This window comes from Portibacter lacus, assembly GCF_021533215.1.
Classification (GTDB): Bacteria; Bacteroidota; Bacteroidia; order Chitinophagales; family Saprospiraceae; genus Portibacter; species Portibacter lacus.
This window is the reverse complement of record NZ_JAJNKA010000001.1, coordinates 663,248-681,149: the sequence shown is the minus strand read 5'-3', so window position 1 is coordinate 681,149 and position 17,902 is coordinate 663,248. Positions and strand designations below refer to the sequence as shown.

The window sequence follows — 17,902 nt, the reverse complement described above, 5'->3', positions numbered from 1 at the left end:
ACAAAGGCGAATACAATCCGAAGATCTAAATTCAACAGCCTGAACATTGTGAGCCCTTATCTTAGACCACATTTTCCTCGAAAACTCTGAGCGAACATGCGTCAATCAAGGCAGAGTAAAGTATATTCTTGCGCATGATTTCTTCATTACCCAAAATGATAATTTGTTTTCTCGCTCGAGTAATTGCGACATTCAATTTTCTATCGATTCCATCATCAGATAGATTCACTAATTGCCTTAACTGACTTTCTGCATTCAAGCATAAAGAAATCACTATGATATCTCTTGCGCCTCCTTGGTATCTTTCTACGGTATCAATATTGATATCTTGAGTAATTCCATCAGCAAGCAATTGTGATTTTATGGCTGAAATCTGAGCACGATAAGGCGTTATCACACCGATCGCATCTTCGCTAACTGGAACACCTAACTTTTGGTAGTGATTTAAAATTTGCTTTAGAATAGTGCTCGTTTTCTCAGCTTCATCTTTATTCGTCTTATATGTGATCGCATCCGAATCGATTTCAGTAGGTATATATACCAGTCTTTCACCAAAAATTATATCATTCGTTTTCACATCATTCAGATCTAGACGAGAAGGAATAATCGACAATCCACCTTTATAAAAATACCGATTAGCGAAAGACATGATATCTGAGTGCATCCTACCCTGCTGTCCTAGTTTCCCTAGCGCCCAAGTCCAATTTTCCCGCTCACATTTCTTATAAATTCGTTCGAAAAGAGAATTACTTAGATCACTTAACCCAATTTCATTCAGCTCTTCATCTTTTACCGCACTTTCTATTTCACTTTGTCTTACGATAGCTGGTAACTGATAATGATCACCTATCAGGATAAATTTCTTCGCTAAGGACAAAAATCCGATAAGCTGCGGTTCTAAAATTTGCGACGCTTCATCGACAATTATCGTATCTATTTTCATTAAAGAAAACAATTCCTTCTTACCATGAATCGATGCCAGTGTGGATACGATGATTCTAGATTTTTTCAACATCGTAAGTAAGTCGAATCGATTAGTTATATCTTCTAACTTCGTTACTAATAAATCATCGACAAACTTCTCATTGGACGAATACCGAGATCCAATTCTAAAATATTCATTTTTTATTTCGCCGCCTATTCGTGAGATCGATTCACAAATCTCATCTACTGCTCTATTCGTATAGGCTAAAACCAAGACTGTTTCCTTCGTCTCGAAATAAATATGCTTCAAGTATTCGTAGAGCATTACACTCGTCTTCCCTGTTCCTGGAGGCCCCCAAAGCAAGTAATAATCTTTCGCCGCAACCATATATGATAGAATATCTATCTGCTCTGAAGTCATATAATCACTATTAATGGTCGTGATTTCGCTAGGATCACGTGGAGGTACTTTCCCTAATATTCGATTTTGATATTCCTTAGTTGTATTGATAAACCTAAATAAATCTTGATACATCGAATTAAATCCATGATCTAAGTGGTCATGTTCTATGTGCCAGATCTCTTCGCTATCAAAGATGTAGGTATTATTTTGCTTATTTCTTAATCGAACTTTAACAAACGCTGGATCTATGCTGATTATCGAACCCTTGAATATTTGATTTCTAAGAGTAGATTCGTTTCCAGCATTATACGGATAGACCACTCCTAAGTCACCTTGTCTGAAATTCGCATTCACGGCGGTATGCGGTGTCCTTATGAAAGTTATCACCGTGTGATCTTTTTCTACTTTCAGCTGGTCAATTTTCAAAGCATTTAAAACTTGAAAATTATCTATTTTCTCCTGCATGTCATCTAACCACAATCCAGCTAGGCCGCTTGATTTATCCAATCCAAATTCTCCCGTCTTTGCAAGAATCTGTTCTCGTGCAATAAATGCAGTATAAGCATTAAAATACTTTCTGACCAACTTCGAAGACTGCTCATATGCTTTCTGAAACAACTCAATATCTCGCTTGGCGAATCCATCAGACTTAATATAATTAGCTTGGATGTAAGAAAAGAGATGGTCATTATCTAGCTCGACATCAGCCAATAAATAATCAATTTCTACCAGCTGATTTCTCAATTTTATCGCTTCCTTCTGCTGCAATTTCAGCGGCGGTGCAAATCTTAACGAATCTGAAGCCTGGCTACTGTAAAGTATAAAACTTGAAATCTTTAATTTCCCGTTGGTAACTGCATTAACCATTAAATCATAAAGCAATGTCTGCACATAGTGGTTAATATTCAGTCCATAACTATTCGAACGATACGGCTTTCCACTTTTTAATTCTATGATCTTCGCCTCCTTCGTCTTTTCCATATAAGAAAACAAATCCAGACGACCTTGAAAGCCATAATCGGGAGAGTAAAAAGAGGGTTCTAAGTAGGTATTTTTTAAATCAATAGAATGAATGCTTAATTGGTTCGTCACCACATCTCTTATCGTATGATAGTGAATTTTCAGTGTATTAACCACTTCTTGGAGTTCGTGATCATTCATCATAGAAAATCCTAACGGGCTAATCTTAAAGGTATCTTTTAACAATTCAGAAAAGGACACTTCAGGATTATCGAACAGTTCATCCAAGAAATAATTGGCAATATTTCCAATGATCAAGTACTTATTCTGCAGAACCGGGATGAATTTCTTAATAAAATAGAAGAGCGGGTTTGATTCATTAGGCTTGAAACATTCTGCAACAGTGGTAATATCAACGAGATAGTCAGGTTCGAAAACGATGATCGCAGGGGTATAATTTCCTTTTTCATCTATTTCTATCTGCTCTAATTTCAGAATAACTGGAAACTTTTTTCGCCGATCAAGAAATCGCAACACGGAATTGTAATCATCATTGACCCCAGTTACATTTAATAAAATACTAATTTCTGCTTCAGGTAGATCTTCATTAAATCCCTTAAGTATAGCTTCTTCTTTATGGTAATCAAAAATATGAACACGTGCCGATTTTAGATACGAAACGGATCTAGATGGAGAAGAGAAAGTATATTTCGGAAGATTAGGATAAGTATAATATTCTAGGTCAATTTTTTCTTGGTCAATTTCATAAAGCATCTGAGTAAGGCAAAAAACTGCTACATCTAATTGAATAAGGCTTGCATTCTCCTCACTAGTCAGTTCAATGTTTTTCCTGTGCTTATGAAGGAAGTAACTCAATCTTTTCGAAAGCTTAAACTTTAATGTAACATATGCGATTTTGGTAAAGAAAGTGGTGAAGTGAATCTGTTCATCTTTTAACTTATCTTCTATATAAAGATCAATCATTAGATGCACACCTCTTAATCTGCTATAAAGTGAGACCTCACTTTCTAGTAGATTATGCAACTTGTGTAATATTTCGTCGACTAGACTTCTATCCATTCTTCAGCCCATTTCTTGCCTACTTTAAATAATTTCCGCTTTGATTCCGGAATGTTAATTTTCTTAGGCATACTTTTATAAAGAGAATGAATTCTTTCGAACCCAATTTTAAGCGCTTCTTTTTCGCTGATAGAACGGATGGCGCAAACTAACCATACGGGCTTTTCGAACTCATCAGCAATTTCCTTGATCTTAGAAATAAGCTTTCCATTAAAGCTTTGCATATCTATATGACCTTCTCCGGTAATCACTAAATCAGCATTTTTAATTTTATCTCTAAGTCCAGCTATTTCAGACAAAATATCAAAAGCAGATTTGAGTTGGCCGTCCAAGAACAAAATAGATCCGGCACCTAATCCACCCGCAGCACCAGTACCGGGTACATCTTGAACATCAATATTCTTTTTATCCAGCAGCATTTTTCGAATGTTCTCCATACCAAGCTCTAGCAATTCTAGCTGCTCTTCTGTTGCACCTTTCTGTTTCGCATAAGTAAATACCGCTCCATTTTCACCTAATAAGACATTATCTACATCACAAGCTACATGAAACTTCACATCACTAATTCTAGAATGTACATTTTCAGTCCTAACGTTACTTATATATTTAACATCTCTAGCTAAAGGTCTCTCCAGCACCCTTTTCTCCATCATAAAATGATATCCAAGTGCGGCTGCCATTCCTACACCACCATCACAAGTCGCGGTGCCCCCGAGAAACAAGTACACTTCATCTACGCCAAAATCCAAGGCATCAGCTATCACTAATCCTAACCCATAAGTACTTGCATTATAACAATCAGGATCTTTATCTAGCACTTCTAGTCCTACTACGAGTGCCGCTTCTACATATGCGATGTTGCGAACAGGATCTACAAGATAGTCAGCACGAATCGGCTTCATCAAAGCATCAAAGGTGTAAATCGTCCTCGTTTCGCATTTCACAAAGCGTTCTACTACTTTCAGACTACCCTCTCCTCCATCCGCAAATGGGAATTGCTGTATATCCAGTCCCTCTTTATAATAATCTAGCCCTTCCGCCAGCTCTTCTGTTACTTCTTCGGCTGATAAACTGTTCTTAAAACTATCAGGAACAAGCAAAATTGTGTTAAATTTTCCCACTTTTCTTAGATTAGGCAACAAATATAATGATAGTTTACTGAAAATGAATATCTTGCAGCTTGAACCGCACTTTAGAACTTTAGAGCAACCCCTGCTCCAATTTACAACGAAGAATTTTCTTTAACAAAATTTATTAATCAATAACAACTAATTTATGAATTTATTAGATATGTTAAAAGATCAGGTAACTGGTTCTTTAGCAAAACAAGCGAGCGGAATGCTAGGTGAATCTGAAGAAGGAATCACTAAAGCATTAGGGGGAGGATTTCCTGCAATTTTAGGATCAATGATCAGCAAAGGATCATCGACTGAAGGAGCTGGAACACTTCTAAAATCTCTTACCAATTTTGACGGTGGCCTTATGGATAACATCGGAGGAATGTTCGGAGGTAGTGATACTGCAGCTGCAGATCAACTTATGGGAAAAGGAAGTGGAGTCCTTGATATGTTATTAGGAGACAAATTAGGAGGTGTTATCGACATCGTTTCTAATTTAGGTGGAATTAAAAAAGGTTCAGCTGGATCATTATTGAAATTAGCTACACCATTTTTAATGAGTATGATCGGCAAGCAAGTTGCTGGAAAAGGAATAGGAGGATTAATGGACCTACTTAAAGGTCAGAAAGATAATGTAGCAGCAGCAATGCCTTCAGGTATGGGATCTTTATTAGGCTTAGGTAGCTTATTAGGAGGTGCTAAAAATATGGCTGCAGGCCTTAAAGATTCTTCAACTAAAGCGGCTGTAGCAGCAGCAGGTGTAGTAGGAAGTGCTGGAACAGCTGTAAAAGGAACTGCAAGTGATACCATTTCAACTGCAAAATCAAGTGGCTTCATGAAATGGTTAATTCCTCTTTTGGTATTAGCAGCTCTTGGATACTACTTAAGTACAACTGATGCTTGTTCTAAAGGAACTGGAATCGATGCACTAGATAAAGTAGGTGAAGTAACAGGTGATGCAGTAAAAGGTGCTGGTGAAATGGCTAAGACTGGAGTAGATAAAGTAGGTGGTGCATTAAGTTCTGCATTTGCAGTAGTTGATGAAGGTGCGAAAAAAGCATTAGACGGTATTACTTTTGCTGCAAATTCAGCAGGAGCAAATATGAAAGCATTTATTGAAGGTGGAGCTGCAGATGGTGATGGAACTTTCCGTTTCCAAAACTTAACTTTCGAAACAGGTTCAGCTGCAATTTTCGGAGATTCAGGTGTAGAAGCTGATAACTTAGCTGCTATCTTAAAAGCTTACCCAGGAATTAAAGCTGAAGTTCAAGGTCACACAGATAATACTGGAGATCCTGCAAAGAACAAAATGTTATCTCAAGCAAGAGCAGAAGCTGTTAAAGCTAGATTAGTAGGAAGTGGAATTGATGCAAGTAGATTAACTGCTACAGGATATGGTGATGCTGAGCCAGTTGCTAGTAATGATACTGCAGAAGGAAGAGAGCAGAACAGAAGAGTAGAAGTTAAATTAATGAAATAATATTCTATTTATATTGAATACAGCCAGTCCTTGTTAACAGGACTGGCTTTTTTTATGTTCCGAAGTGAAATCTCCATTCGAAAACGACTTACAATCAATTTACTGCCTTATTTCTTCTAACCGAATAACTTGTAAATTGCTATCCAGCTTGGGGTGTATAAAAAATTCAGAAAAAACTTTTATTTAATTCCTTCTTAAGTTTCTATTAAAACCAAAAGCTTCTATTTTCGTTACTTATAGGTAAATCATAGAATCTATTAATGATCCAGCGCGCTTTCTTCTTATTATGTTCCATAATTACAATGGCTTCTTGCGTCCAACAAGACCTTCCAAAAGATGTAGATCTATCTTCTTACCAGTTGATCGATACCAGTCTACAGCTAACGGCAATCGCAAGTGAGCCCATGATCTATGCACCTGTAGCTATTGACTTCGATTCTAAAGGTCGATTATGGGTTGCAGAAATGCCTGATTACATGCCTGACATCAATGGCGAGAAAGAAAATATCCCAAATGGTCGAATTCTAATTCTTGAAGATTCAGACGAAGATGGTATCATGGATAAATCAACCGTGTTCAAAGATAAAATCCATCATCTAAGAGCTATTAGACTCTACAATGGTGGCATTCTGTATGCAGATGACCCTAATTTATATTATAGTGACATTATTAATGATCAAGAAGGCGCAACGACCATCATTGACTCATTCTATGCAGTCGGTGGAAATGTAGAACACAAACCGAATGGGCTTTTATTGAATATTGACAACTGTTTTTATAATGCTAAAAGCCATTACCGATATTGTTACGATGGCGAAAACTGGACGAAAGAATCTACTAATTTTAGAGGTCAATGGGGAATCACCAATGATGAAAATGGGCGCCTATACGCGAATGACAATTCTAATTTTCTGTATGGGGATCAATTTCTTCCCAATACATTAATCTCAAATAAATACATTCATAAACCTCAGGGTTTAAATAAAGATGTCGTTCGAGATCGGTCTATATTCCCTATACACGCAACTTCTATCAATAGAGGATATAATGAAGGAACACTAGATGCTGAAGGGAAAGTGCTTGCTGCAACTTCTGCTTGCGGTCCACTCATTTTCCAATCTATTGGCCTCGGTGAATCATACGACGGAGATGCTTTCATCTGCGTCCCGGAAGGAAACTTGATTAAGAGGTTAAAAATCCAACAAAATGCTTTCTTTCCAAAAGCAACTTTTGCTTACCCGCAGAAGGAGTTCCTAGTATCTGACGATGAAGCTTTTCGACCTGTCAATATTAATACAGGACCTGATGGTAACTTGTATATCGTAGATATGCATAGAGGAATTATCCAGCACAAAATCTACATGACGAACTACTTGAAAGAAGAAATTCAGCAGAAGAAGCTCGATGAGATCGTAGATTATGGACGAATCCTAAAAATCTCAAAAAAAGGCAGCAGTCAAAAAATGCCAACATTTGATTTCTCTAACGAAGACAGTTTGCTCCAATACCTCAGCATGGATAATGGTTGGCTGAGAACAAAAGCTCAAGAAAAATTAAGATTTCTGGCTTCGAATACCATTGACCATAAACTATATGAATTACTACAAACAGGAAGTAAGCTATCCAAATTGCATGCTTTATGGATATTAGATGCTAGAAAAAACATTGACCTAGAAAAAATAAATAAAATAAAATTCTCAGATCCGTGGGTTATAGCGAACCTCTTCAAAATAGTAGGGCAAAAAAACATTGACCTAAAAAAAGAAGCGATCGTTCAATTGTATGAAAACTATATTTCCCTTCCAGAAGAAGTAGTCGTAAATCATATGCTAACAAGTCTTGATATACTTTATAATGACTATCCTGAGCAACATCAAAGATTCCTAAAAGCGCTAGAAGAAGGCATGGAGGATGCAAAAATAGCTGCATATCCTTCGGGAACTCTAATAGAAAATCCAAGCGAAAGGGCGACCATATATAATGAAAGAGTAAGCAAGCGAGACTCCTTTTATATCTTTAAAAAACAGAGTAAAAGAAAAGCAAGTCAGGATGGATATTCTTTGTTTAATAATTACTGTTCTCCATGTCATGGTTTCGGCGGTGAAGGGATGGAAGGTCAGGCTCCTTCATTAGTCGGTTCTACACTAATAAATAATCAACCAGAAATAATCCCGTTAATTATTCAGCATGGATTAACAGGGCCAGTTACTATCAATGGAAAGGAAGAAAACTTCCCATCTGTAATGCCATCATTTAACATTAATGCTGCTGAAATAGAGAAGATTAGTAATTATATTTACAATGCATTTAGTAACGAAGTAAGATCCGTGAACCGCAATAAAATAAAATTATTGCAAGACAAATTTTCAGATCGAAAAAAAATGTGGACAGAAGAAGAGTTATTAAGAACTGATTTCGAAACTAAACGTTAAATGATATAGAAAACCCATTTAAATATTGAGATCCTTAATAATAACATTGGTTATTTTTCTGACTTATGGAATATGTCAAGCACAATTTCCAGGTAGGGATCTATTAAGAGGGCGAAGTCATGTCGAAGTTCCATTCGAATATATCCAAGGTTTCATTATTCTAAATGTTGACTTCAATCGCTACTTACAGCTAAAATTCATTTTTGATACAGGAGCAGAGAATACGTTAATTCTGAAAAAAGAAATAACTGACCTCCTAGGGATGACTTATTCTAAGAAAATCAGTTTGATCGGATCTGACTTGACCAACTTAGTATTCGCTTATATTACTAGGAATGTGAATTTGAAACTAGACAATTCAGGACGGGTTAACCAGGATATACTGGTTTTAGAAGATGACTTAAATAACTTGGATAATATCACAGGAGTGAATATAGATGGTATCATCGGGGCAAGTATATTTAAAAATTTAGTGGTAGAATTAGACTATAAAAGAAGTCGAATCATCTTCCACGACCCGGATAAATACAAAGGGCCAAAGCATGGTTTCGAATCTTTCGACTTACAAGTGCTTAAGAACAAACCTTATATCCAGTGTACAACAGGCATAGGAGACAATGACAGTATAGATATAAATCTATTAATAGATACAGGTGCTAGTCTAAACTACCTCTTACATGAAAATACTCATGAGGACATCGAATTACCAGAATATATTATACCTGGTCAGATCGGTACTGGCATCAGTGGTAGCTTGCAAGGATATATGGGCAAGGTGAATTTCTTAAAGATAGGCAGTTACCAATTTGATGGACTAACAACCAGTTTTCAGAATCTAGATAGTTCCATTATTGATAATTCCGTATACATTCGGAATGGGATCGTGGGTAATAAAATACTGGAGCGGTTCACGGTTGTAATCGACTATCCAAAGCAAAAAATCCACCTAAAGCCAAGAAAATTAATTTTCAACAAGCCATTTGTGTATGATAAGAGTGGTATGGTTATTTTTGCAATCGGACGAAATTTTGATAAGTTTTATATCAAAAGTGTTATTGCAGAAACTCCAGCTTCAAGAGCAGGATTAAAGCCTGGGGATTTCATCTTATCCTTTAATGGTATACATTCTAGGTTTTTGACGTTAGAATCAATTACAAAGAATTTGTCAAAAAAACCGGGTAAAAAAATTAAGCTACTAGTGGCTCGAGGCAGCGAAAAACATAGGATAACTTTCCGTTTAGAGGACTTCTTAGAAAAAAATATTAAATGATATAGATATTAGTCTTTGAAAAACAAAAGATTAAAGCTATCTTTGCAGTCCAATTTTCGAAAAATAGTAAAAGAGCACAATGTTTGCAATAGTTACAATAGCAGGACAGCAGTTTAAGGTAGAGCAAGATCAAGAGATCTTTGTTCACCAATTAGACGCGAAAGAAGGTGATTCCGTTAAATTTGACGAAGTTCACTTAATCACAGACGGAGATAATACTTCTGTAGGAACACCATTGTTAGGATCAGCATCAGTAGCCGCTACTGTTGTAGAACATGCAAAAGGTGACAAAGTGATTGTATTCAAAAAGAAGAGAAGAAAAGGTTACAAAGTGAAAAACGGTCACAGACAGTATTTCACAAAAATTAAGATCGATTCTATTTCAGCTTAAAAATTAAAAATTTAATATCATGGCACATAAAAAAGGTGTAGGTAGTACGGATAATGGAAGGGATAGTAAAAGTAAAAGACTAGGAGTAAAGCTTTTCGGAGGTGAACTTGCAAGAGCAGGTAACATTATCGTTAGACAAAGAGGAACAAGATTTCACGCAGGTGAAAATACATATTTAGGAAAAGATTTTTCTTTACATGCTAAAGTAGATGGCTATGTAACTTTTACTAAAAAAAGAAATAACAGAACATTCATCAGCATACTTCCTGCAGATGCAGTAGTAGATGAGGTTTCTGATGTACCAGCACCAAAAAAGGCTGCAAAGCCTGCTGCTGAGAAAAAAGCAGCTCCTAAAGCAGAAGCTAAGCCTAAGGCTAAAGCAGCAGATGCTAAAGGAGATGATTTAAAGAAAGTAGAAGGAATCGGTCCTAAAATCGCTGAGATTTTTAACGAAGCTGGAATCTTAACTTTTGCGGACTTAGCAGCTACTGATGCTGATAAACTAAGCGAAATCTTAGCTGCAGCTGGAAATAGATACAAAAGCCACAATCCAACAACATGGCCTAAGCAAGCTGAATTAGCAGCTGCTGGAAAATGGGATGAATTAAAAGAATGGCAAGATAAATTAGACGGAGGCGTAGAGGAAGAGTAAATCTTTCTTTCCTACAAAATATATAAAAGACTGCTTTTTTAAAAGCGGTCTTTTTTTATGCCCTTTTGAAAATAATAAAAACTGCTTTGATCAAGGACTTAGGATGGCAGTGAAGGAATTTTCTGCCTTGACATTCAGAACTGGTTGTACAATGAACGATCATTGCCATAGATATACATGATATACAATTAAAGATTCTTTCTTCTGTTGATCATATTCTCGTAAAATTCTAGATACGCTCTAGGATCAGGAAACTTAGAAGGTAATGAAAATACTCCATAACGATGTGTATATCCTGTTCCGCTGCCTAATTATATAGTTAGCTTACCTTGGATATGGGAGTAACGTGGTGCTCTAGATAATCTCTACAAACTCTTTCTTAAGCCACGCTTCTGTATAGTCTTGAAGCTTTACTTTATAGAAGTCGCCTATCTCATCCTCTATTTTCACCTTTACTCCTTGATTCGCTTTCATCACCTCTTGGCTATTTGCCTCCGCTCCCATTCTTAATGGAACACTGTCTTGCATAATAATCGCTGACCTAGTATCATTTTTCAATTGGCTCCTATTAAAAGATATGCCGCCCAATATTAATGAAAGAATAAATAAGCCTATGATAACTCCTCTGATATAATAGAAATGGAGATTGAAATCATTCCCCTTAATCAAATAAAAATAGAGCAATACGATAGCGATGATCAACGTAATGATGTGTAACCACAACCAAGTGGAAATACTTGCAATTTTAGAAACTGAATCTAACCAAGCCTTTAAGAAGAAATCCGGTAATCTGCTTATTTCGCTATCTACATTCTCCTCTAAGAGTTTCAGGTTTTTATTGATGTCTCGATTCAGAGGTGCAATTTTATTCGCTTTCTCCATGTACAGAATAGATTCCGCTAAGTTCCCTTGATAATAATGAGATAGAGACAGGTTATGGTATAATGGAGCGGATTCGTAGTCATGAACTAAGCTCGTGTATAAATTTATCGCTTCGTCATATTTCTTTGCTTCAAATGCTTGATTGGCTTCATTTAAAACAGCTTTAGCATCCTTTATATCTGATCCAGATAGAAAGTGGAAAGAAAAGAATAATAGGAATATAATACTCAGAGCTCTCATAACGCTTTTTTATCTTTTGGTCTTATTCTTGGTTGCCAATTAAACCCATCGAGTGTATCTTCGGGATTCACATCTTTCATGGGTATTAAATTAGAATTAACATTGACATAAAAATAAATATCTTTTAGATCACTGTCCTCAAATTTGAAACTCATTTTAGAACTAATAGACTTATTCATACCGATGTAAGCCTTTTGCTCATCCATCATAAAGTAAACAGCTTCCGCATTCCCAGTTACACTCATGGAATCTATTGCCCCCTCTACAAAAAAGACTTCCACCAGCTTTCCCTTAATTTGATTAAAATAAATAGAATCCTCTGTATTAATAATAAAGGCTTTATTCTTTAACACCACTTTATATAATTGCTCATCTTTTAAAAAGATGTCAATCGTATCTGCAGTAAACTGTGAAGAGTCAGACCAGATCATTGGATTATCATACATAGATAAAACGCTATCTGTGGTATTAAAAATCATAGAATCACATATCGCTTGCAAGTTAGATTTATAAAGTCTTACATCATGATATGCATTCAGTATTGTTTTCTTTGCAGTGGAGTCTCCGAGTTCATAACTGACTAACGTATCTGATTTCATAAACAAGCTGTCACCTTCCAGGATGGATTGCAACATGGGGCGATTATCTTTGTTGCTATAGGCCTTAGAATAATTCTCCGTCTTTCGATATTCTATGGTATCACTAAAGATGGTCGTTTTCGATGATGTATCTATCAATTCCACCATTCCTGTCGCCACACCAAAATCATCTTGCTGGGAAAAGTCAATGTGATCCGCTGTTAAGACTGTAGAAGAATCGATGATCGTAGAACGACCTTCGCTTTTGAATGATTCACTCTTTGCGTTATAGAATATTCGCTCTCCATTCATATTCCGTTCAGCATCTTTGAAATAGGCATTTCCAATCAATCGAGTGTCCTCTGTCTCTTCGAAATATTGAATAGTGTCTCCTTTAGCATAAGTTTCCTCCTCTCTATACTCCGCATTACCTGCGAGCAAAACCATTTTTAATCTTGCATCATACTTTATTAAATCCCCATTGGCTACTTTCTGCCCTTGTATATATTCAGCATTCTTTCTAAACTCGGCTAATTCATTGTTTATATCATAGAATCCATCTTCACAGTATATTTTCGAACTATCCTGGTTAATCCGAGTCGGCCCAAGAAAGTAAGTGATATTTTCCTCACTATCATATGCTAATGAGTCTGCCCAGAGCTGGAAGTCCTCATCTACAACAGAAACGTTCTTATAGAAACGAACCTTCTCTTCGTTCACATAATATTTCCCTATTAAACTTTTTATTTCTGTTCCCTTATTCTGAAGCAATGCTCCTTCCGTATAAGAACCCACTCGAGTATCTAGATTATAGATTAGATAATCTGAAAATAGTTTTCTTGTCTTACTTTCTAGAATTACATTATTATAAAGCGTAGCAAGCTTTAGATCACCATTATACAGCAGGGAATCCGCGAACACATTAACAGTATCACTTTGAATGATAACAACGTTGCCATAGGCCGTTAATTCGTTACCTCTTAGAACGGCAGTATCGCAATACATAAATGTACTATCCTGGTACATTCTTACATTTCCATTAAGGTACTTCACTCCTACCCCATTCTCAGTCGCGTACTTGAAATTATCAGCAAGCTCAACGATAATTCGCGAACTGGTACTTGTATCTTGAACAGTCTGTGAAATAGCACAAAATGACAACATACTGAAAAGTAGGGATATAATTAATCTCATTGTATCTTCAACGCTTTACAATTCATTTTGTAGTATTATTTAACAAAATATTAGCAGCTTTATTACCTAGAAGTGCACCAAGTGCAACTCCCATTCCTCCTAAACGAAGTGCAAATATAATACGTTCTGAATGTTTTCTCAATATTGGCGTTTTTATAGTACCAGTTCCCATGATTCCACTCCATTCATAGGCAACTTGAATGTCTCTAGAAACTCCAATTTTCTCATGTAATATATTCAATAAATAGTTTTTGATTTTTGCTGTACTCCCAAAATCAGCAGTCGTTTCCTCTTCGAAAGCCATATTTCTTCCCCCACCAATTAGTAATCGACCGTCAATATTCCTGAAATAAACATAACCTTTATCATAATGATAGCAAGAATTAATTTTCAAATTTGGTATCGGATCTGTTACTAGAACTTGATTTCTACTAGGTTGTAGTTCAAGCTCAGGAAATAATTTTTTAGAAAAACCATTCGTACATACTAGCATTTGATCACATACAAATTCATGATTTCTTGTTTTAACATAGACCCTATCATCACGTTCTTCAGTAGCATGCACTTCCATTCCGTAAAGGATCCTTACACCTAAGCGTTGAGCTGTATTTAAAAGAGTTTCCATCATTTTGCCTGGATGCAGCGCCCCTTCATGTTGATTAAAAATACCAAGGGTATTAAAACTATTAAATTGGCCACCCAGCTTACTGACAGAAAAGGTATTTTCAAGACCAGTTGCTTCCAAGATGTGATCATTTAAAGAAGGTACTTTTTCAATAATATCACTTAATAACGGATCATCTCTATCAAAAACTTCATAACCTCCAGTGGGGCTGTAGTGCAAATGCTCATCTCCTACTCTATTACGTAGAAAACCTAGCCCTTTTACTCTACTCTTTAAAAGCGATAGAACATTCTCTTCACTATCTTGTTCTAAATCATCTAGAAGCTCTGTCACACTCCCAAAACATGCAAAACCAGCATTCCTTGTACTTGCTCCTAAAGGGAAGCTTTCTCTCTCTAAGATTAGCACATCCAAATCTGGCTGGGATTCTTTAAGAGAGATTGCGGCGTTAATACCTACTAATCCACCACCGATGATTACGATATCTGGATCTCGAAGCAAGGTAACTGCCTCCCAATAACTAACTTTAGCACACATTGTGTAATTTTTAAAGATTAGAACTATCTAATATTATAGGTATATATAGTTTTAATTATTTTTGCCAAACTGAAAATTAATTAAATTATGATACAACGAATACAAACGATATTCCTATTTCTTGCTTCAGCCAGTTTTTTTGGACTTTTCGGAGTTCCCTTGGCAACAAGTAATGATACCATGGCGGGTATTTTTGCAGATAAGATTTACAATATTTTTGATAATCCAGTTTTACTTGGCATCACGATTGTTGGAGGATTGCTTGCACTAATAACTATTTTCCTATTTAAAAATAGGCCATTGCAGAAAAAACTAGTTTATGGTGTAATGACCATGGGCATAATATTTATCATTGTTGCTTTGTTATTGGTTTTCCAAGATAACCAGTCTGACTTAACAGCGAATATCAATGAGCAATTTGGAATAGGCTTACCGATCTTAGCGATACTTTTCGGAATCTTTGCGAATAGATATATTGGGAAGGATGACAAATTAGTAAAATCAATGGATCGATTGAGATAAAAAAAAAGCCTGATGAAAAATCATCAGGCTTTTTTTTATTTGATCACAATTTCTAATTGCTTTGTGGTTTCGCTGAATAGTTAACTTTTAGTTGATTTGCTTTTCTCAAAGCAGTCTTAACATCAGATACAATTCCCATCGTCACAGATCCATCAACTTTAAGAGAAGATGTAATTCCAGGTCTTTGAACTTCTGGAACAGTAATCTTGTGATTCTCTAAAAAGAGTGGAATTTCTTCCACTGATGAAAACTTATCGCCAAGTTGAATTTGTGGACTAGTACCATAGGTAGCTTGCCATTTTTTCATTGGACGACCGACATAAATATAATTGACTAAAGACTTTTTCTCTAATTTAGTTAACTCAGAAGCAGCAGGTGTATTCACATTCACCTTAAGTTCTGCATCTCTAAGCACAGTTACAACCATAAAGAAGAATAGAAGCATGAAAATAATATCAGGAAGAGATGCCGTTGATATTGCTGGCATTTCCTTTCCCTTTTTGCTACTAAACATTCCCATAATATGAGTTTTTTAAGTTAATTAATTCTCCTCTCCGAAGTTAGTTGGTTCCGCTTCAGAAATTACCAGAGGCAATTCTGATCTAATTTTATCTCTCTGATCTCTATTCAGAAATTCAAAATCTTTACCATGTCTTCGATTAGCTAATTCATCTCTAAGTTCATTATAAGCAGCTTTAAGCTCATTATAAACGGTGAGATAAGTTTCATAATTAGTCCCTCTATCATTTCTTAAAGAAACAATTGCCTTTCTAGGATCCTCAGCCATGTTTTCCAATTTTTGAGGATTAGAGATAAATACTTTAGTATTTTCTCTCAAAGTTTCGATAGAAGTAGGCTCTCCTCTAACCAGTAGTTGATTTTCAGCATTTACTAACACTGAATATACATTTCTGGTATTCATTTTTTGAATTTCCGGAGGCTCTTCAGACCAAGGTGGAAGCTTAACTAAAACTCCTTTATCTTCTACAATAGTAGTCGTTACTAAGAAAAAGATTAATAGTAAGAAGGCAATATCGGCCATCGAACTAGCATTAATCTCAGGTGGTTTTCTTCTACCCATAATAGTTTTATTTAAGAGCGTTTCTTAATTCAGAAAATAACCAGATTACTAGTGCAAGTCCTAATAATGAAAGTGTCGTATTAATTCCCGCAGAAATAAACTTACTTATATTATCAGAAATATCGAATTCACCAGCAAGTCTTGCTAAAATACCTGTTTCGTCTGGAGTTGCTACAGTATAAAAGATGAAAAAGAGAACAAGTATTAATCCAATTCCGATTAAAACTTTTAATGAACTCTTAAAATCTCGTAACAATCCAGCTATTGCGAAAATCACAAAAACAAGAACTGCAGCAAGAGCAATCAGCGCGATCGCAGCATATATTCCAAAATTGAAAATATCTGTTTCGATTAGCGCTTCATTGGACATCTGAGCTAAGTCTCTATCTTTTATGCCTATGTAAATAAATAGTGCAAAAATAATAGACAACCCGGCACCCAGTATAAATGCCAATGTTTGACCTTTGTTTATTAAAAATTTATACATAATAAATTATTTCTTTAGATTATTTAAAAACATTGTTCTTAGCCATAACATCAACAATTGCTAATGATGCAGCTTCCATTTTTCCAGTAATACTGTCAATTTTAGAAACGATGTAATTATAAAAAATCTGAAGAATAATAGCCACAACAAGTCCGAATACAGTAGTCAATAAGGCAACCTTAATACCACCTGCAACTACTGCTGGAGATAAATCACCCACTTCTGCAATCCTATCGAATGCTTGAATCATACCGATTACAGTTCCCATGAACCCTAACATCGGTGCAATTGCGATAAATAGTGATATCCATACTAAACCTTTTTCCAAAAGTCCCATCTGAACAGCTCCATAAGAAACAATTGCTTTTTCAACTGCAACTGGTCCATCGCCAATATTCTTTAACCCTTCATGTAGTACACTAGCTGTTGGGCCAGGTGTAGATCTACATAACTCTTTAGCACCTTCTACATCATTATCAGCTAATCTCTCATCGATGTTAGCTAATAATTTATCAGTATTAGTCGTTGCTAAGTTCAACGTGATAATTCTTTCTATACAGAAAGCTAATCCTAAAATCAAACATACAAGTACCAGAGTCATAAACTTCCAGTCCCCTTCGATGAAATATTGCTTCAACGTTTGTAAAGCACCTCCTTCATCAGCAGCATCTTGGGCAACAACCTCGATTGCTCCAAAATAAGAAGCAAACATGAAAACTGCTAATAGAACAAATAATTTGCGCATAATCTTAATCTTTTATTGGTTTAACGTAACTTAATTAAATAGACTCTAAAATTAGAAAATAAAAAGGAATAGCCTAATTTTTTTTGCGGAGAGTGAGGGATTCGAACCCTCGATGCCCTTTTGGAGCATACACACTTTCCAGGCGTGCGCCTTCGACCACTCGGCCAACTCTCCTAATATTTTGACCTAAAGTCAACACACTTTCTCCTAAAAAAGTAAGTAAATTCCCTGACAATGTATTTATTACAAATTACAATAAATCATAATGCCATTTTCTATTCTCTTTCAATTATAGTCTTTA

The 17,902-nt window shown here is 35.8% G+C and carries 15 protein-coding genes and 1 tRNA gene; 6 read left to right on the top strand and 10 right to left on the bottom strand.

Annotation, left to right across the window (positions count from 1 at the left end; all coding sequences use genetic code 11):
- Positions 1-61: 61 nt before the first annotated feature.
- Positions 62-3,367 carry an AAA domain-containing protein gene (locus L2586_RS02395; protein ID WP_235291166.1) on the bottom strand — a complete coding sequence of 1,102 codons (3,306 nt, stop codon included), beginning with the start codon at positions 3,365-3,367 and terminating at the stop codon, positions 62-64.
- Positions 3,352-4,488: a glycerate kinase gene (locus tag L2586_RS02390; RefSeq protein ID WP_235291165.1), complete on the bottom strand. Its 1,137-nt coding sequence runs from the start codon at positions 4,486-4,488 to the stop codon at positions 3,352-3,354. Before L2586_RS02390 ends, L2586_RS02395 begins: the two co-directional genes overlap by 16 nt.
- Positions 4,489-4,642: 154 nt before the next feature.
- Between L2586_RS02390 and L2586_RS02385 the strand changes: the two genes are divergently transcribed.
- The 5 genes from L2586_RS02385 to rpmA all read left to right on the top strand — a co-directional run bounded on the left by L2586_RS02385 (position 4,643) and on the right by rpmA (position 10,710).
- Positions 4,643-5,965, top strand: coding sequence for an OmpA family protein (locus L2586_RS02385; protein WP_235291164.1), 1,323 nt, complete (start codon positions 4,643-4,645; stop codon positions 5,963-5,965).
- A gap of 260 nt (positions 5,966-6,225) precedes the next feature.
- Positions 6,226-8,397, top strand: a complete 2,172-nt coding sequence (locus L2586_RS02380) for a DUF7133 domain-containing protein (RefSeq protein ID WP_235291163.1) — start codon at positions 6,226-6,228, stop codon at positions 8,395-8,397.
- Between the two features lie 25 nt (positions 8,398-8,422).
- Entirely contained in the window at positions 8,423-9,667 is a 1,245-nt protein-coding gene (locus tag L2586_RS02375) for an aspartyl protease family protein (RefSeq protein WP_235291162.1), read from the top strand.
- 79 nt (positions 9,668-9,746) lie between these two features.
- A complete protein-coding gene (rplU, locus tag L2586_RS02370) occupies positions 9,747-10,058 on the top strand; it encodes a 50S ribosomal protein L21 (RefSeq protein ID WP_235291161.1) in 312 nt (103 codons plus the stop codon).
- A 19-nt stretch (positions 10,059-10,077) separates the two neighbouring features.
- Positions 10,078-10,710 (top strand): 50S ribosomal protein L27, encoded by a 633-nt coding sequence (gene rpmA, locus L2586_RS24765; RefSeq protein WP_348535545.1) that lies wholly within the window; start codon positions 10,078-10,080, stop codon positions 10,708-10,710.
- Between the two features lie 354 nt (positions 10,711-11,064).
- On the opposite strand, the gene L2586_RS02360 is transcribed toward rpmA, so the two are convergent.
- The 3 genes from L2586_RS02360 to L2586_RS02350 are packed head-to-tail and all read right to left on the bottom strand — an operon-like array spanning position 11,065 to position 14,766.
- Positions 11,065-11,832: a hypothetical protein gene (locus L2586_RS02360; RefSeq protein WP_235291160.1), complete on the bottom strand. Its 768-nt coding sequence runs from the start codon at positions 11,830-11,832 to the stop codon at positions 11,065-11,067.
- Complete coding sequence (locus tag L2586_RS02355; RefSeq protein WP_235291159.1) at positions 11,829-13,604, bottom strand: OstA-like protein; 1,776 nt, start codon at positions 13,602-13,604, stop codon at positions 11,829-11,831. The genes L2586_RS02360 and L2586_RS02355 overlap by 4 nt, the downstream gene beginning before the upstream one ends.
- A 22-nt stretch (positions 13,605-13,626) precedes the next feature.
- Positions 13,627-14,766 (bottom strand): NAD(P)/FAD-dependent oxidoreductase, encoded by a 1,140-nt coding sequence (locus L2586_RS02350; protein WP_235291158.1) that lies wholly within the window; start codon positions 14,764-14,766, stop codon positions 13,627-13,629.
- Positions 14,767-14,853: 87 nt separating this feature from the next.
- Here L2586_RS02350 and L2586_RS02345 point away from each other — a divergent pair, with 87 nt between their 5' ends.
- Positions 14,854-15,288: a DUF4293 domain-containing protein gene (locus tag L2586_RS02345; RefSeq protein ID WP_235291157.1), complete on the top strand. Its 435-nt coding sequence runs from the start codon at positions 14,854-14,856 to the stop codon at positions 15,286-15,288.
- Positions 15,289-15,340: 52 nt separating this feature from the next.
- Here the strand turns inward: L2586_RS02345 and L2586_RS02340 are convergent, their stop codons facing one another.
- From L2586_RS02340 to L2586_RS02320, 5 genes are all read right to left on the bottom strand, one after another.
- A complete protein-coding gene (locus L2586_RS02340; RefSeq protein WP_235291156.1) occupies positions 15,341-15,808 on the bottom strand; it encodes an ExbD/TolR family protein in 468 nt (155 codons plus the stop codon).
- Positions 15,809-15,829: 21 nt separating this feature from the next.
- Entirely contained in the window at positions 15,830-16,369 is a 540-nt protein-coding gene (locus tag L2586_RS02335; RefSeq protein ID WP_235291155.1) for an ExbD/TolR family protein, read from the bottom strand.
- A 7-nt stretch (positions 16,370-16,376) separates the two neighbouring features.
- Entirely contained in the window at positions 16,377-16,856 is a 480-nt protein-coding gene (locus L2586_RS02330; RefSeq protein WP_235291154.1) for a hypothetical protein, read from the bottom strand.
- A gap of 19 nt (positions 16,857-16,875) precedes the next feature.
- A complete protein-coding gene (locus L2586_RS02325; RefSeq protein ID WP_235291153.1) occupies positions 16,876-17,601 on the bottom strand; it encodes a MotA/TolQ/ExbB proton channel family protein in 726 nt (241 codons plus the stop codon).
- Between the two features lie 86 nt (positions 17,602-17,687).
- Positions 17,688-17,775 (bottom strand) — tRNA-Ser (locus L2586_RS02320).
- Positions 17,776-17,902 lie beyond the last annotated feature (127 nt).

What these genes read in the sequence shown, in the direction of transcription:
- L2586_RS02395 (WP_235291166.1), bottom strand. Translation starts at nt 3,367, where the DNA reads ATGGATAGAAGTCTAGTCGACGAAATATTACACAAGTTGCATAATCTA.
- L2586_RS02385 (WP_235291164.1), top strand. Translation starts at nt 4,643, where the DNA reads ATGAATTTATTAGATATGTTAAAAGATCAGGTAACTGGTTCTTTAGCA.
- L2586_RS02380 (WP_235291163.1), top strand. Translation starts at nt 6,226, where the DNA reads ATGATCCAGCGCGCTTTCTTCTTATTATGTTCCATAATTACAATGGCT.
- rplU (WP_235291161.1), top strand. Translation starts at nt 9,747, where the DNA reads ATGTTTGCAATAGTTACAATAGCAGGACAGCAGTTTAAGGTAGAGCAA.
- rpmA (WP_348535545.1), top strand. Translation starts at nt 10,078, where the DNA reads ATGGCACATAAAAAAGGTGTAGGTAGTACGGATAATGGAAGGGATAGT.
- L2586_RS02360 (WP_235291160.1), bottom strand. Translation starts at nt 11,832, where the DNA reads ATGAGAGCTCTGAGTATTATATTCCTATTATTCTTTTCTTTCCACTTT.
- L2586_RS02355 (WP_235291159.1), bottom strand. Translation starts at nt 13,604, where the DNA reads ATGAGATTAATTATATCCCTACTTTTCAGTATGTTGTCATTTTGTGCT.
- L2586_RS02350 (WP_235291158.1), bottom strand. Translation starts at nt 14,766, where the DNA reads ATGTGTGCTAAAGTTAGTTATTGGGAGGCAGTTACCTTGCTTCGAGAT.
- L2586_RS02345 (WP_235291157.1), top strand. Translation starts at nt 14,854, where the DNA reads ATGATACAACGAATACAAACGATATTCCTATTTCTTGCTTCAGCCAGT.
- L2586_RS02340 (WP_235291156.1), bottom strand. Translation starts at nt 15,808, where the DNA reads ATGGGAATGTTTAGTAGCAAAAAGGGAAAGGAAATGCCAGCAATATCA.
- L2586_RS02335 (WP_235291155.1), bottom strand. Translation starts at nt 16,369, where the DNA reads ATGGGTAGAAGAAAACCACCTGAGATTAATGCTAGTTCGATGGCCGAT.
- L2586_RS02330 (WP_235291154.1), bottom strand. Translation starts at nt 16,856, where the DNA reads ATGTATAAATTTTTAATAAACAAAGGTCAAACATTGGCATTTATACTG.
- L2586_RS02325 (WP_235291153.1), bottom strand. Translation starts at nt 17,601, where the DNA reads ATGCGCAAATTATTTGTTCTATTAGCAGTTTTCATGTTTGCTTCTTAT.